The sequence below is a fragment of the Salmonella sp. 32020114201800008SM genome, assembly GCF_017572025.1.
Taxonomy (GTDB): Bacteria; Pseudomonadota; Gammaproteobacteria; order Enterobacterales; family Enterobacteriaceae; genus Salmonella; species Salmonella enterica.
The window spans coordinates 834,470-859,038 of sequence record NZ_JAGEQM010000001.1; the positions used below are offsets into that span (position 1 = coordinate 834,470).

Below are 24,569 nucleotides of genomic sequence, written 5' to 3' on the forward strand. Positions count from 1 at the left end.
CAGTCCATCAGAAAGGTTCGAGGGTTGCAAACAGGCTGACGATCGCCAGAACTATGCCTCCAACTCCCCATTCAATTTGCGTCATCCTGACAAACCATAGGTCAGTCCGGGGATTTTCCTGTCGCATACGTGGTACGAAAACATACCGATTCGTCAGCGCAATTGCTACCATAAGCACGACCAGCGCACATTTTAACAAAAGCAACTGTCCATAGGTGGTCTGCCAGATAGCGGTAAATCCCGTGATAAATAGCGTGTTGCCAATGCCTGTGAGCAATACGCCCGCCACAAAAAAGTGACCATAACGAGAAAAACGCATCATGGCGCTAATAGCATGTTGACGCCAGCGTCCCTGAGCCATGCGCATACAATAAACCACTGGCAACAGCCCACCAAACCAGGCTGCGGCACAGAGTAAATGCAGAGCATGGTTAATCTGCTGTAATGTTCCCACTACACCGTCGCGCATCGTCGCATGTCCAACGCCTGCCAGCAGGATAAACTGAGCAACGGTGAGAATAAGAAGCCGTCGTTGCATTTTTACCGGCGCAATGACTACCACCGCCAGCGTGACCAGCGCGAGGATAATTTGCCATATCCAGACCGCGCCAAAGCGGGTTTGCAGTACCGCGCCCCACACCGAGACGGAAAAAACATCGGGCCAGCCGCCGCCCATCAGTCCGCCCTGAATCGCCAGCATAAAAGCCGCGCTGATAACGCTCCAGGCGGCGGCATGTCGTTGCAGATGTAAAAATCGACGCGTCATTAAACGACGAATTGATGCGGGTGCCAGCCAGGCGCCGTAAAGCGCGCAGCCGTAGACCAGCATCAAACTAGCAAAATGAATAAATCGGAGAGTTATCCAGACGAATGTCAGCATCATTTATTTCACGCTGAAGGTGTATTTCCCTTTTGTTTTATGTCCATCCACCGACACAACGTGCCAGTCTACCGTGTAAGCGCCAGATTTTAACGGCTGCTCAAGCGGGATAATCAACTGCGTTTTATCCTGTTCATTTCGCTTTGCCGGGCGCGTTTTGATGAGCTCTTGCTGAGGGCCAGTAATGGTTGCGCCGCTGAACCCTGGCTCAATCCCTTCAGAAAAGTTCAGGGTCAGCGCCTGTGGCGAGGCCGTAACGGCAGCATTCGCCGCTGGATACTGATGCGTCAGGTGCGCATGTGCCCAGGCCGCTGGCGTCGCAAATGTCGATGCCAGCAGCAGTAAAGCTAAACGTCGCGATGGTGCAGAAGAAGCCATATTCACTATTCCTTTTTGTTATACCTACGTTACAAAGAATAACCTTCAACAATCAATGAGTCGAGGATCATCATTTCCATCTTGCCATTACCGCGGACTCTTAGTACCTTCTGGCGGCAACAAAAAAGGAGACGCGTATGAAAACGAATCTGGCTCAGCTTGAACAAGCGGAAATGGATAAAGTCAATGTGGACCTGGCGGCAGCCGGGGTGGCATTTAAAGAGCGCTACAATATGCCAGTTGTCGCGGAGGCGGTCGAACGTGAGCAGCCAGAGCACCTACGCGCCTGGTTTCGCGAGCGGCTGATTGCCCATCGTCTGGCTTCCGTATCACTATCCCGACTCCCTTACGAACCCAAAGTTAAATAAAAATTATATAACGTTACACTTCCTTACATGCAGACGACTACATTATAAGGTGATTCTTAACCTATGCTTTTTAGAATGGCTGTAGAGACTATGAAAAGGAAGTCATTATGTCCTCCTGGAAAATTGCTGCTGCGCAGTATGCGCCCCTGAACGCCTCGCCGGCGGAGCATGTCGCCCATCATCTGGAATATATTGAGCTTGCGGCTCGTCAACAGTGCGAACTGCTGGTCTTTCCGTCACTGTCGCTATTAGGCTGCGACGAAAGGAATAAATCGTTGCCCGCCCCGCCTGACGAGGCGCTTTTACAGCCGCTCACTCATGCGGCCGATACCCACCATATGACTATCATTGTGGGTATGCCTGTTGAGCATAACTGCCGCTTCGTAAAAGGCATCGCTATTTTTGCCCCATGGCTAACGTCGCCGCTCATGTTTCACAAAAGTCATGGCGCCTGTATTGCCAGGCAGCGAAGCGCTATCAACGTGGTGGATGAGCAGCCAGAAGGTGGTGATATAGATCCCTCATTTACGTTATTCACAACCAGTCAATGTCTTAACGAACCTGAACTCCATGCTTCTACCTCACGCTTACAACGTTTTTCGCATAAATATGCGCTGGCCGTACTGATGGCCAATGCCTGTGGAAGTAGCGCGCTGTGGGATGAAAGCGGGCAACTTATTGTTCGTGCCGATTGCGGTTCGCTATTACTGACGGGCCTGCGCACAACGGAGGGTTGGCAAGGCGATATCATTCCATTACGCTAAGGTCTTTCGGTGAGGAATGAATCATGTTGCGGATTATAGACACGGAAACCTGCGGGCTGCAGGGCGGGATCGTAGAGATAGCCTCTGTTGATGTCATTGATGGCAACATTGTCAATCCCATGAGTCACCTGATACGCCCCGATCGCCCTATTACGCCGCAGGCGATGGCAATACACCGTATTACCGAAGCCATGGTCGCCGATAAGCCGTGGATTGAAGATGTCATACCGCTTTATTACGGTAGTGAGTGGTATGTCGCTCACAATGCCAGTTTCGACAGACGCGTATTACCTGAATTGCCGGGTGAGTGGATCTGTACCATGAAGTTGTCGCGACGCCTGTGGCCGGGAATAAAATACAGCAATATGGCGCTCTATAAATCGCGCAAACTAAGCGTACAAACGCCACCGGGGCTGCATCATCACCGGGCGCTTTATGATTGCTATATCACCGCCGCCTTGCTGATTGATATTATGCGAACCACCGGCTGGACCGCGGAAGAGATGGTCAATATCACGGGCCGTCCTGCGCTGTTAACCACTTTCTCGTTCGGTAAATACCGCGGTAAGGCGGTATCTGAAGTCGCAAAACGCGATCCGGGCTATTTACGCTGGCTTTTTAATAACCTTGATAATATGAGCCCGGAGCTTCGCCTGACGCTTAAACACTACCTGGACGATGTTCAGGCTGGCGAGCAACGCAGCAATGGAACACCACAATAACCCGCGACGCTCACAAGCCATTGCGGGCGCGCGTCTATGCGCTATGTAAGGTTCCCTGCGCCAGGCCGATTAAAAAGGCGAACTCCAGCGCGACGCCTTCGTAGGATTTAAACCGCCCCGACTTACCACCGTGCCCGGAGTCCATATCCGTACATAACAGCAGCAGACGTTGGTCCGTTTTTAGCTCGCGTAATTTTGCCACCCACTTCGCCGGTTCCCAGTATTGCACCTGGGAATCGTGCAATCCTGTCGTCACCAGCAGGTGCGGATAGTCCTGCGCTTTGACATTGTCATAAGGACTATAGCTTTTCATATAGTCATAATACTCAATATCCTGCGGGTTCCCCCACTCTTCAAACTCTCCTGTCGTTAGTGGGATCGACTCATCCAGCATCGTGGTTAATACATCAACAAAGGGTACCTGGGCAATAACGCCGTGAAAAAGCTCGGGACGTTCGTTGATAGCGACGCCCATTAGCATTCCGCCCGCGCTCCCGCCCATCCCATAACACAGCGACGGCGAACCGTAACCCAGTTTTAATAAGGCATCGCAGGCATCAAGATAGTCATTAAAAGTATTCCGCTTTTTGAGGAATTTGCCATCTTCATACCACTGCTGCCCCAGCTCACCGCCGCCGCGAACGTGTACGATTGCGTAAACAAAGCCACGATCCAGCAAGCTCAGTCGGCTGCTGCTGAAGTCGGCGTCAATACTGGAACCGTAAGATCCGTAGCCGTAAACCAGAAGCGGATTTTGCCCTTTACGAAAATACTTCTGATGATAAACCAGCGATACCGGCACTTCGACGCCGTCGCGCGCGGTGATCCACAGGTGTTCGCTCTGATAACAGCCAGAATCAAACCCAGGCACTTCCGTCTGTTTAAGTACCCGTCGTTCTCCGGTATCCATATCCAGTTCAAACAAGGTATCTGGCGTCGTCATTGAAGAATAGCCGTAACGCAGCCGGGAGGTCTCAGGTTCGGGATTATAGGCAAGCCACGTCACGTAAGCCGGATCGTCAAAGGCGATGCCTATCACTTCACGGGTTTTACGGTTAATTTGCCGCAGGCTGGTAAGCCCCCGTTGACGCTCTTCGACCACTAACCAGTCGGTAAACAGGGTAAACCCTTCCAGCATAATATGCTCGCGCGGAGGGATCAGCTCTTCCCAGGCGTTTTCATTGCGCACGCGGGTACGGTACAACCCAAAGTTTTTACCGTTCCGGTTAGAACGCAGGTAAAACTTATGTTGATAGTGATCGAGACTATATTCATGGTCTTTGCGACGCGGTAAGAATGAAAACGGCTCGGCATCGGCCAGTTCCGCGTCAAGTAATAGCACTTCGCTAGTGGTGGCGCTGGCAAGATGAATCACCACATAATGCTGCGAAGTGGTTTTATGCAGGCTGACATAAAAGGTATCGTCTTTTTCTTCATATACCAGTTCATCTTGCGATGACGGAGTGCCAATCGTGTGCCGCCAAACCTGATAGGGCAGCAGCGTCTTCTTATGCTTACGCACATAGTAAAGGGTCAGGGAATCATTGGCCCAGACAAACTCAGGCGCAACGTTATCCAGCAGTTCCGGATACCAGTTACCGCTTTCGAGGTTACGAAAACGCAACCCATACTGACGACGGGATAAATAATCTTCTGCCAGCGCCATGATGGTATTATCCGGCGTAATGGCAAGCCCGCCGAGCGTATAAAATTCGCTGTGCGCGGCCCGCTGGTTCGCATCGAGCAAGGTTTCCCACACATCCCACTCTTCGCTTAACGCCGATTGTCGTTGATAGATGGCATATTCGCAGCCGGGTTCATAGATATAACGGTAGCGATAGCCATTTTTCACATACGGAGCGGAAACTTCTCTGGGCGGGATGCGATCGATAATTTCTTTTAGAATGCGGTCCTGTAACGCCTGCTGAGAGGACATGACCTTCCGGCCATACTCATTTTCCTGATGCAGGTAATCAAGGACTTCCGGCTGCGAGCGAGTGTCATCTCGCAGCCAGTAATAATTATCAATGCGCGTATCGCCATGTACGGTCATGGCATAGGGAATTCGATTGGCTTTTGGCAACATGTCGTTTTTTCTTTTGCGTTAATATTTGTTATATATCACGCGGCAAACACAGCGGCGTAGCATGGTAGTCCCGGTCGCTCACCTCGGTAAGCGCCTGAGATGTCACTGCTTCGCCGCTATCTTGCAACATGAATGACGTAAACTATCCATCCTATAAGGGTGGCAAAAGACACGCATGATGCAAGCGAAACATGTTACTTAATGGCAGGTTATCAGCCTGGTAGCGCCTGTTTTTGCTGCTGCAAGTCCTGCTCGATACCGTCCCGAACCTCCTGAGGAATTTTTAGTGCGTCTCCTAACGCATTCAGATAGCTACGTTCCATAAAGTGGTCAATATCAATGGCGGCGCAGCTCAGGAAGTAGATTTCCAGGGCTTCTTCTTCATTACGAACGCCCTGTGCCAGACGTTGTGGATCAAGCGGCTGCTCAATAGCTTTCTCGATAAACACACGCCCTTGCTCTTCCACACCTGATTCTCGCAGTTGGTGCTCAATCGCCGCGCGTTCTTTGGCATCAATATGCCCATCGCTTTTTGCAGCAAAAACCAGCGCCAGGATCAGTCGCTCAGTGCGAACATCCAGCGGCGTACTTTGGCTGCCGAATTGCGGCTCCCCCTGATGCGCAGCGCGTACTTTATCTTTGTACTTATTCCACAATACGGAACCCGCCACCGCGCCGCCGCCCACCAGCAAAGCGCCAGTACCGTATTTAGTTAATAATTTGCGCGAAGACTTATTGGCGACCAACAGTCCAGCCAGACCGCCCAGCGCGCCGGGAACCAGCAGTTTATTTAACCCCTGTTCACCGGAAGACGATGCGGAAGCGCCTTTTTGCCCAAGAAGTGATTGTAATTGGTTCAACCAGTTAGCCATAGTACCCCTCAAATACAGACCAATAATGGTCAAGCGTACCTGAGGGGATGTCAGGAATTGTCTGTTCCGGCAAAAGAAGCGCAAATTACGCTGCTAGCGGGGCTTATATTCCGCCTTGCCGGCTTTGCAATCAACGATAACCTGATAATGAATATCGGCACTTTTACCGCGAACGGTTAGCGGAACTGTCCATTTATCATTTTGACCTACAACGTCCTGCACATTAACCCACGCGACCGGGTCAGCCTGCCCGACCTTTTTTTGGTCGTCGGCCCACCGCACGATACGATTTTGCTGGTAGTCGCGCTTCACGCTTGCCGCAATCCCGGCGGCATCCAGCCCTTCGCACTGCGGAAACTTAACCGATTTACTCTCGGTGGATGCCGCAAATGCCGATACGCTGGCGGATAACAACAGCAGGCTCAACAACGCTCCTCTTTTATTCATACTTTTCTCCTTAGCACAATGATTCAGGAAAAGCATGGTACAAAACGCCGGGAGCGCAAGTGTGGGTTCAGGCGGCTTGCTTTTTCGTTTTACTCGCGGCGTCCTTTTCAACCGCCTGCGGAGAAGGCAACTTACCGGTTTTGAGGATCGTGCTTAACACCTCTTTGTGTTCCGCCAGCCACAGAGACAACGCCTCGCGCTGCCCATCTTCCAGCACGACTGGCGACTGCTCAAGCCAGGTATCAAGAAGATCGGCAGTATCGAGCATTTTGTCCCAGGCGTCGGCTTCCTTTTTACTGGTAAATGACATCTTCTCCTCACCCTCGCGAATGACTACGTATTTAACTTCAACCGCCATTTTGCAGCCCCTTATTTACCTGTGTTTATATACAGTGTATTGCAAGGCAGCAAGAAAAGCAATTTATTCGAAAAGACATACGCAAACGTTTTCGTATATACTGCGCGCAGGTAAATAAGGGGACAGAAATATGACGCTATTAGGCACTGCGCTACGTCCGGCAGCAACGCGGGTGATGTTATTAGGGGCAGGTGAATTGGGAAAAGAGGTGGCGATTGAATGCCAACGCCTGGGGATCGAGGTTATCGCCGTCGATCGCTATCCTGATGCTCCCGCCATGCATGTGGCTCACCGTTCACACGTCATTAATATGCTGGACGGCGAGGCGCTACGTCATGTGATTACAGAGGAAAAACCGCATTATATCGTGCCGGAAATAGAAGCGATCGCCACCGATACGCTGCGCGAGCTGGAGGGCGAAGGGCTGAATGTCGTGCCTTGCGCCCGTGCAACGCAGCTCACGATGAACCGCGAAGGGATCCGTCGCCTGGCCGCAGAAGAATTAGGACTGCCGACATCGACGTATCGCTTTGCCGACAGTGAGGCCAGTTTTCATGATGCGGTAGCCGCAGTGGGTTTTCCTTGCATCGTCAAACCGGTCATGAGCTCTTCCGGCAAAGGCCAGAGCTTTATCCGCTCGGCCGAACAGCTCGCGCAGGCATGGGAGTATGCTCAACAGGGCGGACGCGCTGGCGCGGGTCGCGTGATTGTGGAAGGTGTGGTTAAATTTGATTTTGAAATTACGCTGCTCACCGTTAGCGCCGTCGATGGCGTGCATTTCTGCGCGCCAGTCGGTCATCGTCAGCAAGATGGCGACTATCGCGAATCCTGGCAGCCACAGCAGATGAGCGAACTGGCGCTGAAGCGGGCGCAAGAGATTGCGCGTCATGTGGTACTAGCGTTAGGCGGTCATGGTCTGTTCGGCGTTGAACTCTTCGTCTGTGGCGATGAAGTCATTTTCAGCGAAGTCTCCCCTCGCCCGCACGATACCGGAATGGTGACGTTGATTTCTCAGGATCTTTCTGAGTTTGCGCTGCATGTGCGCGCCTTTCTGGGAATGCCCATAGGCGCTATTCGCCAGTATGGTCCCGCTGCCTCGGCCGTGATTCTGCCGCAGCTTACCAGTCAAAATGTGACGTTTGATAATGTACACGCGGCGGTAGGAGCCGGAGTACAGGTACGGCTGTTTGGTAAGCCTGAGATCGACGGCACTCGTCGTCTTGGTGTAGCGTTAGCGACAGGTGAAAACGTTGAAGAAGCGGTGATAAGAGCGAAAAAGGCCGCCAGCCGCGTGACGGTAAAAGGCTAATGCGCCATCGCCTGATGGCGACGTTAGCGCATTTTTATCAGACCTGCCTGATCGCCACTCGTAAGCCCGATAAGCAAGCGCCATCGGGCATTTAACGGCTTACTGCTTCGCGCCTTCTACCGCTTCGCGCGCCAGTTTGGTGATGCGATCGTAATCACCCGCTTCCAGCGCGTCAGCCGGCACCAGCCAGGAACCGCCGATGCACAACACGCTTTTCAGCGCCAGATAGTCACGATAGTTTGCCGGAGAGATGCCGCCGGTTGGGCAGAAACGTACCTGAGAGAACGGACCGGCAATCGCCTGCAACGCTTTGGTGCCGCCATTTGCTTCCGCCGGGAAGAATTTGAACTCTTTCAGACCATAGTCCATGCCCAACATCAGTTCAGAAACGGTGCTAATACCGGGAATCAATGGGATAGTGCCTGCCGTCGCGGCTTTCAGCAGTGGCTCAGTCAGTCCCGGGCTAATCGCAAACTGCGCGCCCGCTTCCGTCACCTCCGCCAACTGCTGCGGATTGAGAACGGTTCCGGCGCCGACAATCGCTTCCGGCACGTCTTTAGCGATAGCGCGAATAGCATCCATCGCGCAGGCCGTACGTAAAGTCACTTCCAGAACGCGAACGCCCCCGGCCACCAGCGCTTTAGCCATCGGCACCGCGTGCTCCAGTTTATTGACTACAATGACCGGGACAACCGGGCCGGTGGTCAGGATTGCTTCTGCACTTGTTTTCCAGTTTTTCATCGGAATTCTTCTCTCGCCTGATTACTAGTGTGTCATCTTAAAAAGTGATACAGGTTGCGCCCTGCTCCGCACCCGACAGCTTTTCGCGCAGCGCGCCAAACAACTCACGCCCCGTTCCGACGCGCGACGCGCTCAGGTCAGGAATATGAGGCTGACGAGCGGCAAGTTCCGCCTCGTCGACCAGCAGAGTTAACTCACCTGTCTGCCCATTCACGCGAATGATGTCGCCATCGCGCACTTTTGCCAGTAAGCCGCCATCGTAGGCTTCCGGCGTTACGTGGATAGCTGAAGGCACTTTACCCGAAGCGCCTGAAAGTCGTCCATCAGTAACTAACGCGATTTTGAAACGGCGGTCCAATAATACACCAAGTGGCGGCATGAGTTTATGTAATTCTGGCATTCCATTCGCTTTTGGTCCCTGATGACGCACGACAACGACACAATCCCGGTCAAGCAGGCCCGCGTCAAACGCAGGCAGCACATCATGCTGACTTTCAAATACCATGGCAGGCGCTTCAATGATCTGGTTTTCAACCGGTACCGCAGACGTCTTCATTACTGCGCGCCCCAGATTACCGCTTAGCACCTTAGTACCGCCGTGAGGAGAGAACGGCTTATCAAAAGAGGCAATGACATCGTTATCCAGTGACCTTTCCGCGCCTTCACGCCAGTCCAGCTCGCCGTTGTTGAGCCAGGGCTCCAGCGTATAGCGTTTCAGGCCGAAGCCTGCGACAGTATTAACGTCTTCGTGCAGCAATCCGGCATTGAGCAGCTCACGCATCAATACCGGTACGCCGCCCGCCGCCTGGAAGTGGTTAATGTCCGCCGGACCGTTCGGATACAGACGCGCCATCAACGGAACCACTTCCGACAAATCCGAGAAGTCATCCCAGTTGATCAGAATGCCCGCCGCGCGCGCCATTGCAACCAGATGCATGGTGTGGTTGGTGGAGCCGCCGGTAGCCAGCAGCGCGACAATGCCGTTCACCACGACTTTTTCGTCGATCATTTTACCGAGCGGCATCCACGTATTGCCGTTGCCGGTAAGACGTGTTACCTGACGTGCGGCAGCGGCAGTCAATGCCTCGCGCAGCGGCGCATCCGGATGCACAAACGAAGAACCCGGCAACTGCATTCCCATAAACTCCACCACCATCTGGTTGGTGTTGGCGGTGCCGTAAAATGTACAGGTGCCCGGCGCATGGTAAGAGGCGGCTTCCGACTCCAGCAGCGCCATTCTGTCTACTTTTCCTTCCGCATATAGCTGACGAATACGGACTTTTTCTTTATTCGGCAGGCCGCTCGCCATCGGGCCTGACGGAACAAAAATCGCGGGTAAATGACCAAAAGAGAGCGCGGCCATCGCCAGCCCCGGAACGATTTTGTCGCATACGCCGAGGAATAACGCGCCGTCAAACATATTGTGAGAGAGGCCTACTGCTGCCGACATCGCTATCACTTCGCGGCTGAGTAATGACAACTCCATGCCATCCTGCCCTTGCGTAACGCCATCGCACATTGCCGGTACGCCGCCTGCGACCTGACCTACCGCATTCACGGAATGCAGGGCCTGACGAATAATCTGCGGATAATGTTCATACGGTTGATGCGCAGAGAGCATGTCATTGTAGGAGGTAATAATGGCGATATTATTGCGCAACATACTTTTCAGCGAGGCTTTGTCCTCTGGCTGACAGGCGGCGAAGCCATGCGCCAGGTTGCCGCAGGCCAGTTGAGATCGGTGGACCGTGGCGGTTTTCGCCTGCTCAATGCGGGCAAGATAGGCTTTTCGGGTCTGCTGCGAGCGTTCGACAACGCGCTGTGTTACGCGTAACAAATTAGGATTCATAGAGGCTCCTGAAATTTATCTGTCCGGCTACCGGGTTTACCATGCGTTTCATCAATGTGGAAAGACAGTGAAATACATGATGTCCGGTGATAATGGGGCAAAATCGTTTCAGGCAGTGTAATAAAAAAAGCCTCGCAGGTGAATCCACACGAGGCTTAAAAGTGCAAAAATGATTCTACAATCTGTGTTAGATCATGTTACCGGTAAAATACCACCTAAGAGTGAGTGGCAAATTTACTCAAACTCATTCCACGAACGACCGTCACGGGTAATCATCGCCACGGACGCTACCGGTCCCCAGGTGCCCGCCTGATACGGCTTCGGCGCGTCGTTGTCCATCGCCCATGCTTCGGTAATGGAGTCCACCCACTTCCAGGCTTCTTCCACTTCGTCACGGCGGACAAACAGCGCCTGAATGCCACGCATCGTTTCCAGCAGCAGGCGCTCATATGCATCCGCCAGGTGCGTCTGATTAAAGGTCTCGGAGTAGCTCAGATCAAGCTTCGTGATCTGCAGATTATGCTTATGATCCAGCCCCGGTACTTTGTTAAGCACCTGAATATCTACGCCTTCATCCGGCTGCAGGCGAATCGTCAATTTGTTCTGCGGCAGGTCTTGCCAGGACTCTTTAAAGAGATTCAGTTCAGGCGTCTTGAAATAAACCACGACTTCAGAGCACTTAGTTGGCAGACGCTTGCCGGTGCGCAGATAGAATGGCACGCCCGCCCAACGCCAGTTATCGATGTCGACGCGGATCGCGACGAAAGTTTCGGTGTTGCTGCTTTTATTCGCGCCCTCTTCTTCCAGATAGCCCGGCACCTTTTGCCCCTGCGCAAAGCCAGCGGTGTATTGACCACGAACCGTTTTTTCACGCACGTTGGAGCGATCAATACGGCGCAGCGATTTCAACACTTTGACTTTTTCATCGCGAATACTGTCGGCGCTCAGGTCAGACGGCGGTGACATGGCAATCATGCAGAGAATTTGCAGCAAGTGGTTCTGGATCATATCGCGCATCTGACCGGCCTGGTCAAAGTATCCCCAGCGCCCTTCAATCCCCACCTCTTCCGCTACGGTAATCTCAACGTGATCGATAGTGCGGTTATCCCAGTTATTAACGAATAACGAGTTGGCAAAACGCAGCGCCAGCAGGTTGAGAACCGTTTCTTTACCCAGATAGTGGTCGATACGATATACCTGGCACTCTTCAAAGTATTCGCCGACCCGATCGTTAATCTCACGCGAGGTCGCCAACGAAGTACCCAACGGTTTCTCCATCACGACACGCGCCGGTTTGGCGTTGAGTTTAGCCTCCCCTAACCCTTTGCAAATAGCGCCAAAGGTGCTGGGCGGCATCGCAAAATAGTTAATGGTGGTGCGGTTTTTTTGATCCAGCATATCGCCCAGGCGACTAAACGCAGGCGTATCGTTAACGTCAAGATTACAAAAATCCAGACGGCCGCTCAGCGTATCCCACAAGCCTTCATCAATTTTTTCCTTCATGAAGGTTTCCAGCGCTTCACGCACAACGTGGGTATAAGCTTCTTTATCCCAGTCCGCGCGCCCCACCCCAATGATCCGGGTATCCGGATGGATCTGGCCGGCTTTCTCAAGCTGATACAGGGAAGGCAGCAGTTTCCGGCGCGCCAGGTCGCCTTTCGCGCCGAAAATGACCAGGTCACATGCCTGGGCTGTTTGCGTTACCGCCATGTCATTCTCCTCAGTTAATCTCCTGGTACTTTAGCCAGGATATCGTTGTAATTTTATTACACAGCACTGTACTGCTTTTACGAGATTACGGAAACCGTAAACGCCTTTTCATGGATGAACCGGCGTTTGATTGGCAATATAATCGGCAAAACGCCTAATAAAATTGTCGCTTTTCCACACAAGCTGGAACTTAAAATCCGACGTCGGTCATGTAATGAAAAAAAACGACACCTTTTTTAGCCATTTTGCCCCCTTTGACAGCCGCCAGGAGTAATATCTAACAAAACGCGCTCGGTTTCGCGCATCATTGAAATCGCTAATACCCATGAGCCTTGCTAATCATGAATATGCTGGAAAAAGTCCAGTCTCAACTGGAACATTTAAGCAAATCTGAACGAAAAGTCGCCGATGTTATTCTGGCCGCCCCAGGCAGATCGATTCACTTAAGCATTGCCATGCTGGCCCAGGAAGCTAACGTTAGCGAGCCAACGGTGAACCGTTTCTGTCGCAGCATGAATACCCGCGGCTTTCCTGATTTTAAACTGCATCTGGCGCAAAGTCTGGCAAATGGCACCCCCTATGTTAATCGCAATGTGGATGAAGATGACAGCGTCGAGGCCTATACAGGAAAAATCTTCGAGTCCGCTATGGCCAGTCTCGACCATGTTCGCCAGTCGCTGGATAAATCGGCCGTCAACCGCGCGGTCGATTTACTGACCCAGGCAAAAAAAATCGCCTTTTTTGGTCTTGGTTCCTCCGCCGCGGTCGCGCATGACGCCATGAATAAGTTTTTTCGCTTCAATGTGCCGGTGATTTACTCCGACGATATCGTGCTGCAACGGATGAGCTGTATGAATTGTAGCGATGATGACGTCGTCGTGCTCATTTCGCATACTGGCAGAACCAAGAGCCTGGTGGAACTGGCGCAGTTGGCGCGGGAAAACGATGCGATGGTGATCGCCCTGACCTCCGCTGGAACGCCGCTGGCGCGCGAAGCCACGCTGGCCATTACCCTCGACGTACCGGAAGATACAGACATTTATATGCCCATGGTCTCTCGACTTGCTCAGCTGACCGTGATAGATGTGCTGGCAACGGGATTTACTTTGCGTCGCGGGGCAAAATTCAGAGATAACTTGAAGCGTGTCAAGGAAGCGCTCAAGGAATCGCGTTTTGATAAAGAATTACTCATCAAGAGTGATGACCGCTAAAAGCAATAACAATGTTCTACCCTTTTCGTCATCCGGGGACGTTCATTTTATACCGTTAAGGTTTCAGAACGACCGGATCAATGTTCACGCAACACCAAGTTGTTTTAGTCAACGGAGTATTACATGTCCAGAAGGCTTCGCAGAACCAAAATCGTTACCACGTTAGGCCCGGCAACTGACCGCGATAACAACCTTGAGAAGGTTATCGCCGCGGGCGCAAACGTCGTACGTATGAACTTCTCTCACGGCTCGCCGGAAGATCATAAAATGCGTGCTGATAAAGTCCGTGAGATTGCCGCCAAACTGGGGCGTCATGTGGCTATTTTAGGCGACCTGCAAGGGCCAAAAATTCGCGTTTCCACTTTTAAAGAAGGCAAAGTGTTCCTCAACATCGGGGACAAATTTCTGTTAGACGCTAACCTGGGTAAAGGCGAAGGCGACAAAGAAAAAGTCGGCATTGATTACAAAGGGTTGCCGGCAGACGTCGTTCCTGGCGATATCCTGCTGCTTGACGATGGTCGAGTGCAGTTGAAAGTGCTTGAAGTCCAGGGCATGAAAGTCTTTACCGAGGTCACCGTCGGCGGCCCGCTGTCTAACAATAAAGGCATTAACAAGCTCGGCGGCGGGCTTTCTGCTGAAGCGCTGACCGAAAAAGACAAAGCCGATATTCAAACCGCTGCGCTGATAGGCGTTGACTATCTGGCCGTCTCCTTCCCGCGCTGCGGCGAAGATCTGAACTACGCACGCCGCCTGGCACGCGACGCCGGCTGCGACGCGAAAATTGTGGCTAAAGTCGAACGCGCCGAAGCGGTATGCGACCAAAACGCCATGGACGATATCATTCTGGCCTCTGACGTTGTGATGGTCGCACGTGGCGACCTGGGCGTTGAAATCGGCGATCCGGAGCTGGTTGGTATCCAGAAGGCGCTGATTCGCCGTGCGCGTCAGCTAAACCGTGCAGTCATCACCGCAACGCAGATGATGGAGTCGATGATCACCAACCCGATGCCGACCCGCGCGGAAGTGATGGACGTGGCGAACGCCGTCCTGGATGGCACGGATGCAGTTATGCTGTCTGCCGAAACCGCAGCCGGTCAGTATCCTTCTGAAACCGTTGCCGCAATGGCGCGCGTCTGCCTGGGCGCAGAAAAAATCCCCAGCATCAATGTGTCTAAACACCGTCTCGACGTGCAGTTCGACAACGTTGAAGAAGCTATTGCCATGTCTGCGATGTATGCGGCAAACCATCTGAAAGGCGTTACCGCGATCATCACCATGACGGAATCCGGTCGTACCGCGCTAATGACTTCCCGTATCAGCTCCGGCCTGCCGATTTTCGCCATGTCGCGCCATGAACGCACGCTGAACCTGACCGCGCTCTACCGCGGAGTAACGCCGGTGCATTTTGACAGCGCGGCTGATGGCGTTGTCGCGGCACATGAAGCTGTTAATCTGCTGCGCGATAAAGGGTATCTGGTTTCCGGCGACCTGGTTATCGTGACCCAGGGCGATGTCATGAGCACCGTCGGTTCAACCAATACCACGCGTATCTTGACCGTGGAGTAAAACTCCCCCACGCCTGTTCATCAGGTAGTACAGGGTTTGTCAGCATAAAGCCTCTCTTACGAGAGGCTTTATTTATTTGATGGGATAAAGATCTTTACGCTTATACGGCTGAATCTCGCCTGGCTTGCGGGTTTTGAGCAGCTTCAGGATCCAGGTGTACTGTTCCGGATGCGGGCCGACAAAAATTTCGACCTCTTCGTTCATCCGTCTGGCGATAGTGTGGTCGTCAGCCGTGAGCAGATCGTCCATTGGCGGGCGAATCTGGATAGTCAGGCGATGCGTTTTACCATTATACACCGGGAAAAGCGGTATCACGCGTGCGCGGCACACTTTCATCAGCCGACCAATCGCAGGCAGCGTTGCTTTGTATGTCGCAAAGAAATCAACGAATTCACTATGCTCCGGGCCGTGATCCTGGTCCGGCAGGTAGTAACCCCAGTAGCCCTGACGAACAGACTGAATAAAGGGTTTAATCCCGTCATTTCGCGCATGCAAACGTCCGCCAAAACGCCGACGCACGGTATTCCAGATATAGTCAAAAACCGGATTACCCTGATTATGAAACATCGCCGCCATTTTTTGCCCCTGAGAGGCCATCAGCATGGCCGGAATGTCGACGCCCCAGCCATGCGGTACGAGAAAAATGACTTTTTCGTCGTTACGACGCATCTCCTCGATAATCTCCAGACCTTCCCAGTCAACACGCTGTTGAATTTTTTTCGGACCGCGCATCGCCAACTCAGCCATCATCGCCATTGCCTGCGGCGCGGTGGCGAACATCTCATCGACAATCGCTTCGCGTTCAGCTTCGCTACGCTGCGGAAAGCACAATGACAGATTAATTAGCGCCCGGCGACGAGAACTCTTCCCCAGCCGTCCGGCAAAACGCCCCAGCGTCGCCAGCAAAGGGTCGCGGAATGATGCCGGCGTTAATGCGATCCCCGCCATTGCCGCAGCGCCCAACCAGGCGCCCCAATACTGCGGATAGCGAAAGGATTTTTCGAATTCAGGGATATACTCACTATTATTTTTTTTGGTTTCCATGCTTTTCCAGGGTCTGCTGACGCGAAAAGGAATTGTGAATAGTGTAGCGACGTCTGCGCCGCACACAAAACAAAAAAGCCGGCACACATCGCGTACCGGCTCTGTCAGCGCATTTGTTAATCGAAGCGCAGTTGTGGCAGAACCTCTTTCACCTGTGCCAGGTATTCACGACGATCTGACCCCGTCAGACCTTCCGTGCGCGGCAATTTTGCTGTTAGAGGGTTAACGGCTTGCTGGTTGATCCATACCTCATAATGCAGATGCGGCCCTGTGGAACGCCCGGTGTTACCAGAAAGCGCAATACGATCGCCACGTTTCACTTTTTGCCCCGGTTTCACCAGCAGCTTACGCAAGTGCATGTAACGTGTGGTGTAGGTGCGTCCATGACGAATCGCAATGTAGTAACCAGCAGCGCCGCTACGTTTAGCGACCACGACCTCGCCATCCCCCACCGACAGCACCGGCGTACCCTGCGGCATCGCAAAGTCAACGCCACGATGCGGCGCAACGCGTCCGGTAACCGGGTTCAGACGACGCGGATTGAAGTTGGAGGAGATGCGGAACTGTTTGGCGGTCGGGAAGCGTAAAAAGCCTTTCGCCAGGCCAACACCGTTACGGTCATAGAATTTACCGTCAGCGGCGCGAATGGCGTAGTAATCTTTACCATCGGAACGCATACGCACGCCCAACAACTGACTCTGTTCACGCTTGCCATCCAGCATCTCGCGCGACATCAGAACCGAAAATTCATCGCCCTTTTTCAGCTTGCGAAAATCCATCTGCCACTGCATGGCTTTTATCACTGCGCTGATTTCGCTGCTGGTTAAACCGGCCTCTTTCGCGCTGGCGACAAAGCTACCCCCTACCGTGCCTTTCAGCAGACTGTTAACCCAGTCCCCCTGCTGCATTTCACTGCTCATTTTAAAACCGTTGGCAGTGCGATCGTAGGTACGCGTTTCACGGCGGGAGACTTCCCATGTCAGACGCTGTAAATCGCCATCGGCGGTCAGTGTCCAGGAAAGCTGTTGGCCAATTTTCAGATTGCGCAGCTCCTTATCAGAAGCGGCAAGTCGGCTAATATCGCTCATATCGATGCCGTACTGATTCAGAATGCTGCTTAACGTATCGCCTGTGGAGACGACGTATTCATGGACGCCGACTTCGCCTGCGGTTTTATCGTCCAGCTCATCCTGAGGAATAGCTTCATCTTCCTGCGCGGCCTGATCGATGGGTTCGCTGGCCTCCGGTAAGAGGGAACGAATCTCGCTTTTCTCCAGTTCAATAGTTTTAACGATTGGTGCGGATTCTGGGTGGTAAACATAGGGCCGCCATACGGCGACGGCCAGTGTCAGAACGGTAAGTGACCCCAGCATAACGCGGTGGGGTCGGGGCAGATTATTAAATGCCAGGGCGACAGAGCGGGCTATCTGTTGCACGTATTCACTTCCTCGTTAATCTCCTTTCAGGCAGCTCGCATACTGGTTGGCCAATTGGCTTAAAAACGCTGAATAGCTTGTTTTACCCAGTTTAATGTTCGTCCCGAGGGGGTCCAGTGTTCCCATTCGAACGGATGTCCCTCTCGCCACGGCTTCCACGACCGCTGGCCTGAATTGTGGCTCAGCAAAAACGCAGGTTGCTTTTTGCTCAACCAACTGTGTTCTTATTTCATGTAAACGCTGCGCGCCAGGTTGTATCTCAGGGTTCACGGTAAAGTGACCGAGCGGGGTGAGTCCGTAGTGTTTTTCGTAGTAACCGTAGGCGTCATGAAAAACGAAATACCCTTTCCCCTTGAGCGGCGCGAGCTCGTTACCGACCTGTTTATCGGTTGCGGCTAATTGTGCCTCAAAATCCTTCAGGTTGGCGTCGAGTTTGGCTCGACTTTGCGGCATAAGTTCCACTAATTTTTCATGGATTGCAACCGCTGTAGCCCGCGCTATCTCTGGGGAGAGCCAAAGATGCATGTTATATTCGCCGTGATGGTGATGTACGTCACCTTTTTCCTCATCGGCGCCCGTATGCGCATGTTCATCCTCATCATCATCCGCGCCCTTCATGAGTAACGGTTTTACATCGGCAAGTTGCGCAATGGTAACCTGCTTATTATCAGGGATATTCCTGACCGACTTCTCCATAAAGGCTTCCATTTCCGGGCCAACCCAGACGACTAAGTCCGCGCCCTGTAAGCGTTTTACGTCTGATGGACGCAATGAATAATCATGCTCGGAAGCCCCATCCGGAAGTAATACTTGTGTATCCGTAACGCCATCAGCAATGGCGGAAGCGATAAACCCAAGCGGTTTAAGCGAAGCGACAACGGCGGCGTCGGCAGCCTGGGTTGCACTCCCCCAAAGCGCGGCGGATAATGCTGCGAAAAGAAGCGTATTTTTCTGTAACATAATGCGACTAATCATCGTAATGAATGTGTGAAATGTGATATTATAACATTCTATCACTTCTGCAAGCCTAAAATTAACATGACAAGTTTAGTTTCACTGGAAAACGTCTCGGTCTCATTTGGTCAACGCCGCGTCCTCTCTGACGTGTCGCTTGAATTGAGCCCCGGAAAAATTTTAACGCTTCTCGGTCCTAACGGCGCGGGGAAGTCAACGCTTGTACGCGTGGTTTTAGGACTGGTAGCCCCTGATGAAGGGGTGATCAAGCGCAACGGGCAACTCCGTATCGGCTATGTCCCGCAAAAGCTCTATCTCGATACCACGCTTCCGCTGACGGTAAACCGGTTTTTACGTTTACGTCCGGGCACGCAAAAAACGGATATTCTCCCGGCGCTTAAACGCGTTCAGGCCGGACATTTGATTGACGCGCCCATGCAAAAACTCTCCGGCGGCGAGACACAGCGCGTACTGCTGGCGCGTGCTCTGCTTAACAGGCCGCAGTTGCTGGTACTTGATGAGCCGACGCAAGGCGTGGATGTCAACGGCCAGGTCGCGTTATACGACCTTATCGATCAGCTGCGCCGTGAACTCGATTGCGCCGTGCTGATGGTGTCGCATGACCTACATCTGGTCATGGCAAAGACGGATGAAGTGTTATGCCTGAACCATCATATTTGCTGTTCCGGCGCGCCGGAAGTGGTGTCTATGCATCCGGAATTTATCTCTATGTTTGGCCCGCGAGGCGCGGAGCAATTAGGGATTTATCGCCATCATCATAATCATCGCCACGATTTACAGGGCCGTATTGTACTGCGCCGGGGAAATGGTCACTCATGATTGAATTATTACTGCCCGGCTGGCTGGCCGGGATGATGCTGGCGTGCGCCGCTGGTCCTTTGGGCTCATTTGTGGTCTGGCGTCGGATGTCCTATTTTGGCGATACGCTGGCTCACGCGTCGCTTCTGGGCGTGGCGTTTGGCCTGTTGCTGGACGTTAACCCCTTTTATGCGGTAATCGCCGTTACGCTGCTGCTGGCCGCCGGTCTGGTATGGCTGGAGAAGCGTCCTCACCTCGCGATTGATACCTTACTGGGCATTATGGCGCACAGCGCCTTGTCTTTAGGACTGGTCGTGGTCAGCCTGATGTCCAACGTCCGCGTTGATTTAATGGCTTATCTGTTTGGCGATTTACTGGCCGTCACACCGGAAGATCTTATCTCGATCGCTATTGGGGTCGTTATTGTGCTGGCCATTCTCTTCTGGCAGTGGCGCAACTTGCTGTCAATAACTATCAGTCCGGATCTTGCCTTTGTCGATGGCGTGAAGTTACAGCGCGTGAAGCTACTATTGATGCTGGTAACAGCGTTAACCATTGGTGTGGCGATGAAGTTTGTCGGAGCGCTGATCATTACGTCGCTGCTGATTATCCCCGCCGCAACCGCGCGTCGCTTTGCCCGTACGCCGGAACAGATGGCGGGCGTCGCCGTTGGTGTAGGTATGATAGCGGTTACAGGTGGACTGACCTTCTCAGCCTTTTATGATACCCCGGCAGGGCCATCCGTAGTGCTGTGTGCCGCGCTGCTGTTTATCTTCAGTATGATGAAAAAGCAGGCAAGCTAAGCGTGTGTTGCCCGGTGGCGCTGCGCTTACCGGGCCTACAAAATCGCCCAGGTCTGATGAGCGCAGCGACTTCAGGCGCTAAGGCATCTCTGGCGGCGTGATCCCGAAATGGTTCCAGGCGCGCACCGTTGCCATACGCCCACGCGGCGTGCGCTGCAAAAAGCCTTGCTGAATCAGATACGGCTCCAGCACATCCTCAATGGTTTCACGCTCTTCGCCAATCGCCGCCGCCAGGTTATCCAGGCCGACCGGTCCACCGAAGAATTTATCAATAACCGCCAGCAGCAGCTTGCGATCCATATAGTCAAACCCTTCCGCATCGACGTTCAGCATATCCAGCGCCTGCGCGGCAATTTCCGCTGAAATAGCCCCGTCATGCTTCACCTCGGCGAAATCACGCACACGTCTGAGCAGGCGGTTGGCTATACGCGGCGTACCGCGCGCCCGACGCGCCACTTCCAGCGCGCCGTCATCGCTCATCTCAAGCCCCATGTGCCTTGCGCTGCGCCCGACGATGTGCTGCAGATCGGGCACCTGGTAGAACTCCAGGCGCTGCACAATACCAAAACGGTCGCGTAGCGGGGACGTTAACGACCCGGCGCGCGTCGTCGCGCCAATGAGCGTAAACGGCGGCAGATCGATCTTAATTGAACGTGCGGCAGGCCCTTCGCCAATCATAATATCCAACTGGTAATCTTCCATCGCCGGATAGAGTACCTCTTCCACCACCGGTGAAAGCCGGTGAATCTCATCAATAAACAGCACATCATGCGGTTCAAGATTGGTGAGCATAGCCGCCAGATCGCCTGCTTTTTCCAGCACCGGGCCGGACGTGGTTCGGAGATTGACGCCCATTTCATTGGCAACGATATTCGCCAGAGTCGTCTTACCTAACCCTGGCGGGCCGAAAATCAGCAAGTGATCTAGTGCGTCGCCACGCAGTTTTGCCGCCTGAATAAAGATCTCCATCTGGGAGCGCACCTGCGGTTGGCCGACATATTCCGCCAATAACTTCGGGCGAATGGCGCGATCGGCGACGTCTTCTGCGATCGTGGCGCCTGCTGAAATCAGGCGATCTGCTTCTATCATCCTTTACCTCATAACGCGGCGCGTAACGCGTCGCGAATCAGTGTTTCACTGCTTGCATCCGGACGGGCGATCTTGCTTACCATCCGACTGGCTTCTTGCGGTTTATAACCCAGCGCCACCAGCGCAGCAACTGCTTCTTGTTCTGCATCTTCCGAGGTTGGGCTGGCCGGCGACGTCAATACCAAGTCGACCGCTGGCGTAAAGAGATCGCCATGTAGCCCTTTAAAGCGGTCTTTCATTTCGACAATCAATCGTTCGGCAGTTTTCTTGCCGATACCCGGCAGCTTCACCAGCGCACCAAGCTCTTCGCGCTCAACCGCATTGACGAACTGTTGCGCCGACATGCCGGAGAGGATCGCCAGCGCCAGCTTAGGCCCGACGCCATTCGTTTTAATTAGCTCTTTAAATAGCGTGCGCTCTTGCTTATTGTTAAATCCGTACAGCAACTGCGCATCTTCACGCACCACGAAGTGGGTGAAGACGATTGCCTCCTGCCCGGCCTCCGGCAGCTCGTAAAAGCAGGTCATAGGCATATGTACTTCATAGCCTACTCCCCCTGTCTCCAGCAGCACGATCGGGGGTTGTTTTTCGAGAATAATGCCTCTGAGTCTGCCTATCACATGACGCTCCTGCGTAAAGGGCTGAAAAGATAATGCACTATCATAAAAAAAGACTGGATGTTTATCCAGATGAAAAACACGTTATTCGCCTATCTCAATGGCCTTCCCTTCGAATCGGTCGCGCAACACCACCGGGTGCCGTCGCGCCCCATGATGTGGAGATATAATAAGTGTCTATAATAAATATAATTCAATAACATTTTCTGTAAGAATAATAAATAAAAAGTCCAGATACGCATTATCACTATAGCTTGAATTTCCTCCGGTGAAAGCACATCCTTTATAAACATTTTTAATCATCTTGTTATTTAATCATTCAGGACAGAAATTCAATGTTATTGAAAAATATTGTCATAGGTACATTAATGGCTATTCCTGCGCTGGCGTCAGCTAATAGCCTCACGGAAACACGGGAAAGAATGGCCATTGAGCAACAAGCTATCGCCTATACTGTCAGCCAAAAGTGGGACAAGCTGGACGCTATGTTTCAGGAATACAATACCGGATTCCCGACAACCAGCGGCGGAACTCATAAACTGGTTATCGCATGGGGAGGGATCTATAATCTTTTTTCAGTAGATGTTTCCGACAATGGTATTTCTGGCGTGGCAAAAGAGTGGCTTAAAGCAAACCCCAAATCCACGGGTGCAAGGCTGCTGCAAGCAATGGTTTTTGATGCTAAAGCCGTGAATTTACGCGGTGAAGGTGCGGCCAGCACGGTGGACTCTGATATATGGCCGAAATATAAGAAGCTGATGATTCAGGAAAAAGAGTATCTGTTAAAGAACAAAGATATTGCCGACAAAGATGTGACATGGTATCAGGAAATGGAAATGGTCGCACGCAATCTTGAGGATAAAGAGTTGCTCTATAGCACTTTGGAAGAAGCCAGCAAAAAATATCCCGCCTATCAAAATATTTATATCGAGGCCATGGTCGCTCGTTTGCCTAAATGGGGTGGTTCTCCGGAAGAAGTCGAAAAAATCGCCAGAATGGCCGCAGAAAAAAACAAAAATCAATCGGGACTTTCTTACTACGCTTATATCTGGAGTAATGCAATCCATTACCAACCTGAATTAATGGCTTTACTGAATAAACGTCAGATTGTCTCCTGGGACGATATGCTGCAAGGTTGGAGAGATCGCTACAAACAGTTTCCATCAACCCGCACGCTTAATAATATTCTGATAAGCTCCTGCATTGCCCGCGATAAAGACTCCTTTGTGAAAGCAGATAAAATGATTCAAGGGGAAACGGAGCGGGATACCTGGCCACAAGGGTTAAATTATCGGGAATGCCAGCAGTCCTTCCAATAATTGCCAGATTACCATCACAGTTTAATGCACAGCATTAATTGAATTAAGCCGCCTCAGCCGTTATATGCAGAGGTGGTTTAATGGAAAATGTCCTTCAACCTCTGGACCATGAACGAGATAAACGGTACCGTTGTTAATCACTTCCTTACCCTTTACAACAATAATAATCAGCGATTGATGAACAGTACAAACTCGATATTTTTTGCATTGCAACCTAACCTTTTGCACTTTCGCCTCCTGTTCCCCCTGGCGCTTAATATAACGCAGAGTCAGCCAAATATTTGCGCCAACCACTCTTGCCAGATCACACCTCAAATGCCTATTAAAAACAAAAGCAATAAGCATGAAGAGAAACACAACCAGACAATAACATAGACTCAAGAAAAATATATGGCGATACAAACAATTATATAATATGGAAAGGACAGTCCACTTATTCCCTGCATTCGTCTATTTTCCCTTTCACTTTCACCTCTGGAAAGAGGTAAAAACATTATCACCGTAAATTATAATATTCATGATGGATATTTATTGATAATAATATCTTGTCATTATGTGAGTATAATGCTAATTATCCAATAGCGTAAAATAAAGGATATTATTTTAGGTAATAATGGAACGTGAACATGAAAAAACATTATTCTGTCCAATATGAAACCGGGGATATCGTCTTTACCTGTATAGGTGCCGCGCTTTTCGGCCAGATATCCACCGCTTCACAGTGCTGGAGCAACCATGTTGGGATTATTATTGGTCATAATGGTGATGACTATCTGGTGGCGGAAAGTCGCGTCCCCCTCTCAACCGTCACCACGCTGTCACTGTTTATACAACGTTCAGCCGGACAACGTTACGCCGTTCGCCGTCTGCGCGGCGGCCTGACGGTCGAACAGAAACTCGCCATCATGGAACAGGTTCCCGCCCGGCTGAATAAGTTTTATCACACGGGGTTTAAATATGAGTCATCGCGCCAGTTCTGCTCGAAATTTGTGTTTGATATCTATAAAGAAGCATTGTGTATTCCGGTAGGCGATATTGAGACATTCGAAGAATTGCTTCACAGCAATCCTGATGCGAAACTCGCCTTCTGGAAGTTCTGGTTTTTAGGTTCAATCCCGTGGGATCGTAAGACGGTGACGCCCGCCAGCCTGTGGCAACATCCCAATTTAGAATTAATTAGCGCCTGTGGAATTGAAACCCCTCAACGCGAGGCTGAGGGAGAATGAT

24 protein-coding genes are annotated in these 24,569 nt (G+C 52.0%); 10 read left to right on the forward strand and 14 right to left on the reverse strand.

From position 1 onward, the window contains the following. Positions 1-7 precede the first annotated feature (7 nt). Both copD and yobA read right to left on the reverse strand, forming a co-directional pair. Positions 8-883 (reverse strand): copper homeostasis membrane protein CopD, encoded by an 876-nt coding sequence (gene copD / locus J4613_RS04235; RefSeq protein WP_111742324.1) that lies wholly within the window; start codon positions 881-883, stop codon positions 8-10. After that, the gene (yobA, locus tag J4613_RS04240; protein WP_000168393.1) at positions 884-1,258 is read right to left on the reverse strand and encodes a CopC domain-containing protein YobA; all 375 of its coding nucleotides are present in this window, start codon (positions 1,256-1,258) and stop codon (positions 884-886) included. Positions 1,259-1,395: 137 nt separating this feature from the next. Between yobA and J4613_RS04245 the strand changes: the two genes are divergently transcribed. From J4613_RS04245 to exoX, 3 genes are all read left to right on the forward strand, one after another. After that, complete coding sequence (locus tag J4613_RS04245) at positions 1,396-1,626, forward strand: DNA polymerase III subunit theta (protein ID WP_000856224.1); 231 nt, start codon at positions 1,396-1,398, stop codon at positions 1,624-1,626. Positions 1,627-1,733: 107 nt separating this feature from the next. Further along, positions 1,734-2,390 (forward strand): carbon-nitrogen hydrolase family protein, encoded by a 657-nt coding sequence (locus tag J4613_RS04250; RefSeq protein ID WP_000100257.1) that lies wholly within the window; start codon positions 1,734-1,736, stop codon positions 2,388-2,390. Positions 2,391-2,413: 23 nt separating this feature from the next. After that, the gene (gene exoX, locus J4613_RS04255) at positions 2,414-3,112 is read left to right on the forward strand and encodes an exodeoxyribonuclease X (protein ID WP_000944284.1); all 699 of its coding nucleotides are present in this window, start codon (positions 2,414-2,416) and stop codon (positions 3,110-3,112) included. A gap of 34 nt (positions 3,113-3,146) precedes the next feature. Here the strand turns inward: exoX and ptrB are convergent, their stop codons facing one another. From ptrB to yebG, 4 genes are all read right to left on the reverse strand, one after another. Continuing rightward, complete coding sequence (ptrB, locus tag J4613_RS04260) at positions 3,147-5,198, reverse strand: oligopeptidase B (protein WP_000936990.1); 2,052 nt, start codon at positions 5,196-5,198, stop codon at positions 3,147-3,149. Positions 5,199-5,410: 212 nt separating this feature from the next. Then, positions 5,411-6,070, reverse strand: coding sequence for a tellurite resistance TerB family protein (locus J4613_RS04265; protein WP_000024715.1), 660 nt, complete (start codon positions 6,068-6,070; stop codon positions 5,411-5,413). Between the two features lie 93 nt (positions 6,071-6,163). Beyond that, positions 6,164-6,517, reverse strand: coding sequence for a protein YebF (yebF, locus tag J4613_RS04270; RefSeq protein ID WP_001042123.1), 354 nt, complete (start codon positions 6,515-6,517; stop codon positions 6,164-6,166). A gap of 67 nt (positions 6,518-6,584) precedes the next feature. Continuing rightward, positions 6,585-6,875: a DNA damage-inducible protein YebG gene (gene yebG / locus J4613_RS04275; RefSeq protein WP_000257723.1), complete on the reverse strand. Its 291-nt coding sequence runs from the start codon at positions 6,873-6,875 to the stop codon at positions 6,585-6,587. Between the two features lie 130 nt (positions 6,876-7,005). On the opposite strand from yebG, the gene purT reads away from it, so the two are divergent. Beyond that, complete coding sequence (gene purT, locus J4613_RS04280; protein WP_000173428.1) at positions 7,006-8,184, forward strand: formate-dependent phosphoribosylglycinamide formyltransferase; 1,179 nt, start codon at positions 7,006-7,008, stop codon at positions 8,182-8,184. A gap of 99 nt (positions 8,185-8,283) precedes the next feature. Here the strand turns inward: purT and kdgA are convergent, their stop codons facing one another. From kdgA to zwf, 3 genes are all read right to left on the reverse strand, one after another. Continuing rightward, complete coding sequence (kdgA, locus tag J4613_RS04285; protein ID WP_000800494.1) at positions 8,284-8,925, reverse strand: bifunctional 4-hydroxy-2-oxoglutarate aldolase/2-dehydro-3-deoxy-phosphogluconate aldolase; 642 nt, start codon at positions 8,923-8,925, stop codon at positions 8,284-8,286. A gap of 37 nt (positions 8,926-8,962) precedes the next feature. Further along, positions 8,963-10,774, reverse strand: coding sequence for a phosphogluconate dehydratase (gene edd / locus J4613_RS04290; RefSeq protein WP_001524363.1), 1,812 nt, complete (start codon positions 10,772-10,774; stop codon positions 8,963-8,965). Between the two features lie 234 nt (positions 10,775-11,008). Further along, on the reverse strand, positions 11,009-12,484 hold the full coding sequence (gene zwf / locus J4613_RS04295; RefSeq protein ID WP_000301711.1) for a glucose-6-phosphate dehydrogenase: 1,476 nt from the start codon (positions 12,482-12,484) through the stop codon (positions 11,009-11,011). Positions 12,485-12,825: 341 nt separating this feature from the next. Here zwf and J4613_RS04300 point away from each other — a divergent pair, with 341 nt between their 5' ends. Together J4613_RS04300 and pyk are read left to right on the forward strand one after the other, a co-directional pair. Beyond that, a complete protein-coding gene (locus J4613_RS04300; RefSeq protein ID WP_001056720.1) occupies positions 12,826-13,695 on the forward strand; it encodes a MurR/RpiR family transcriptional regulator in 870 nt (289 codons plus the stop codon). A 123-nt stretch (positions 13,696-13,818) separates the two neighbouring features. After that, positions 13,819-15,261, forward strand: coding sequence for a pyruvate kinase (gene pyk, locus J4613_RS04305; protein ID WP_000091156.1), 1,443 nt, complete (start codon positions 13,819-13,821; stop codon positions 15,259-15,261). Positions 15,262-15,333: 72 nt separating this feature from the next. On the opposite strand, the gene lpxM is transcribed toward pyk, so the two are convergent. The 3 genes from lpxM to znuA form a co-directional block, all read right to left on the reverse strand. Beyond that, positions 15,334-16,305, reverse strand: a complete 972-nt coding sequence (gene lpxM, locus J4613_RS04310) for a lauroyl-Kdo(2)-lipid IV(A) myristoyltransferase (RefSeq protein ID WP_000448401.1) — start codon at positions 16,303-16,305, stop codon at positions 15,334-15,336. A gap of 116 nt (positions 16,306-16,421) precedes the next feature. Then, a complete protein-coding gene (gene mepM, locus J4613_RS04315; protein ID WP_001184028.1) occupies positions 16,422-17,741 on the reverse strand; it encodes a murein DD-endopeptidase MepM in 1,320 nt (439 codons plus the stop codon). A gap of 15 nt (positions 17,742-17,756) precedes the next feature. Beyond that, on the reverse strand, positions 17,757-18,701 hold the full coding sequence (znuA, locus tag J4613_RS04320; protein ID WP_000939597.1) for a zinc ABC transporter substrate-binding protein ZnuA: 945 nt from the start codon (positions 18,699-18,701) through the stop codon (positions 17,757-17,759). Between the two features lie 78 nt (positions 18,702-18,779). Here znuA and znuC point away from each other — a divergent pair, with 78 nt between their 5' ends. Both znuC and znuB read left to right on the forward strand, forming a co-directional pair. Further along, on the forward strand, positions 18,780-19,535 hold the full coding sequence (gene znuC, locus J4613_RS04325) for a zinc ABC transporter ATP-binding protein ZnuC (RefSeq protein WP_000203023.1): 756 nt from the start codon (positions 18,780-18,782) through the stop codon (positions 19,533-19,535). Further along, the gene (gene znuB / locus J4613_RS04330) at positions 19,532-20,317 is read left to right on the forward strand and encodes a zinc ABC transporter permease subunit ZnuB (RefSeq protein WP_111742323.1); all 786 of its coding nucleotides are present in this window, start codon (positions 19,532-19,534) and stop codon (positions 20,315-20,317) included. Before znuC ends, znuB begins: the two co-directional genes overlap by 4 nt. Before the next feature lie 78 nt (positions 20,318-20,395). Here znuB and ruvB read toward each other — a convergent pair whose 3' ends face one another. Next, entirely contained in the window at positions 20,396-21,406 is a 1,011-nt protein-coding gene (ruvB, locus tag J4613_RS04335) for a Holliday junction branch migration DNA helicase RuvB (protein WP_000568504.1), read from the reverse strand. 8 nt (positions 21,407-21,414) lie between these two features. Further along, positions 21,415-22,026 carry a Holliday junction branch migration protein RuvA gene (gene ruvA, locus J4613_RS04340; RefSeq protein WP_000580335.1) on the reverse strand — a complete coding sequence of 204 codons (612 nt, stop codon included), beginning with the start codon at positions 22,024-22,026 and terminating at the stop codon, positions 21,415-21,417. 419 nt (positions 22,027-22,445) lie between these two features. On the opposite strand from ruvA, the gene J4613_RS04345 reads away from it, so the two are divergent. Together J4613_RS04345 and J4613_RS04350 are read left to right on the forward strand one after the other, a co-directional pair. Then, positions 22,446-23,342, forward strand: a complete 897-nt coding sequence (locus J4613_RS04345; protein WP_001659582.1) for a DUF4034 domain-containing protein — start codon at positions 22,446-22,448, stop codon at positions 23,340-23,342. Positions 23,343-23,968: 626 nt separating this feature from the next. Continuing rightward, positions 23,969-24,568 carry a YebB family permuted papain-like enzyme gene (locus tag J4613_RS04350; protein WP_000716753.1) on the forward strand — a complete coding sequence of 200 codons (600 nt, stop codon included), beginning with the start codon at positions 23,969-23,971 and terminating at the stop codon, positions 24,566-24,568. The last annotated feature ends 1 nt before the right edge of the window (position 24,569 follow it).

What these genes read in the sequence shown, in the direction of transcription:
- copD (WP_111742324.1), bottom strand. Translation starts at nt 883, where the DNA reads ATGATGCTGACATTCGTCTGGATAACTCTCCGATTTATTCATTTTGCT.
- yobA (WP_000168393.1), bottom strand. Translation starts at nt 1,258, where the DNA reads ATGGCTTCTTCTGCACCATCGCGACGTTTAGCTTTACTGCTGCTGGCA.
- J4613_RS04245 (WP_000856224.1), top strand. Translation starts at nt 1,396, where the DNA reads ATGAAAACGAATCTGGCTCAGCTTGAACAAGCGGAAATGGATAAAGTC.
- J4613_RS04250 (WP_000100257.1), top strand. Translation starts at nt 1,734, where the DNA reads ATGTCCTCCTGGAAAATTGCTGCTGCGCAGTATGCGCCCCTGAACGCC.
- exoX (WP_000944284.1), top strand. Translation starts at nt 2,414, where the DNA reads ATGTTGCGGATTATAGACACGGAAACCTGCGGGCTGCAGGGCGGGATC.
- ptrB (WP_000936990.1), bottom strand. Translation starts at nt 5,198, where the DNA reads ATGTTGCCAAAAGCCAATCGAATTCCCTATGCCATGACCGTACATGGC.
- J4613_RS04265 (WP_000024715.1), bottom strand. Translation starts at nt 6,070, where the DNA reads ATGGCTAACTGGTTGAACCAATTACAATCACTTCTTGGGCAAAAAGGC.
- yebF (WP_001042123.1), bottom strand. Translation starts at nt 6,517, where the DNA reads ATGAATAAAAGAGGAGCGTTGTTGAGCCTGCTGTTGTTATCCGCCAGC.
- yebG (WP_000257723.1), bottom strand. Translation starts at nt 6,875, where the DNA reads ATGGCGGTTGAAGTTAAATACGTAGTCATTCGCGAGGGTGAGGAGAAG.
- purT (WP_000173428.1), top strand. Translation starts at nt 7,006, where the DNA reads ATGACGCTATTAGGCACTGCGCTACGTCCGGCAGCAACGCGGGTGATG.
- kdgA (WP_000800494.1), bottom strand. Translation starts at nt 8,925, where the DNA reads ATGAAAAACTGGAAAACAAGTGCAGAAGCAATCCTGACCACCGGCCCG.
- edd (WP_001524363.1), bottom strand. Translation starts at nt 10,774, where the DNA reads ATGAATCCTAATTTGTTACGCGTAACACAGCGCGTTGTCGAACGCTCG.
- zwf (WP_000301711.1), bottom strand. Translation starts at nt 12,484, where the DNA reads ATGGCGGTAACGCAAACAGCCCAGGCATGTGACCTGGTCATTTTCGGC.
- J4613_RS04300 (WP_001056720.1), top strand. Translation starts at nt 12,826, where the DNA reads ATGAATATGCTGGAAAAAGTCCAGTCTCAACTGGAACATTTAAGCAAA.
- pyk (WP_000091156.1), top strand. Translation starts at nt 13,819, where the DNA reads ATGTCCAGAAGGCTTCGCAGAACCAAAATCGTTACCACGTTAGGCCCG.
- lpxM (WP_000448401.1), bottom strand. Translation starts at nt 16,305, where the DNA reads ATGGAAACCAAAAAAAATAATAGTGAGTATATCCCTGAATTCGAAAAA.
- znuA (WP_000939597.1), bottom strand. Translation starts at nt 18,701, where the DNA reads ATGTTACAGAAAAATACGCTTCTTTTCGCAGCATTATCCGCCGCGCTT.
- znuC (WP_000203023.1), top strand. Translation starts at nt 18,780, where the DNA reads ATGACAAGTTTAGTTTCACTGGAAAACGTCTCGGTCTCATTTGGTCAA.
- znuB (WP_111742323.1), top strand. Translation starts at nt 19,532, where the DNA reads ATGATTGAATTATTACTGCCCGGCTGGCTGGCCGGGATGATGCTGGCG.
- ruvB (WP_000568504.1), bottom strand. Translation starts at nt 21,406, where the DNA reads ATGATAGAAGCAGATCGCCTGATTTCAGCAGGCGCCACGATCGCAGAA.
- J4613_RS04345 (WP_001659582.1), top strand. Translation starts at nt 22,446, where the DNA reads ATGGCCATTGAGCAACAAGCTATCGCCTATACTGTCAGCCAAAAGTGG.
- J4613_RS04350 (WP_000716753.1), top strand. Translation starts at nt 23,969, where the DNA reads ATGAAAAAACATTATTCTGTCCAATATGAAACCGGGGATATCGTCTTT.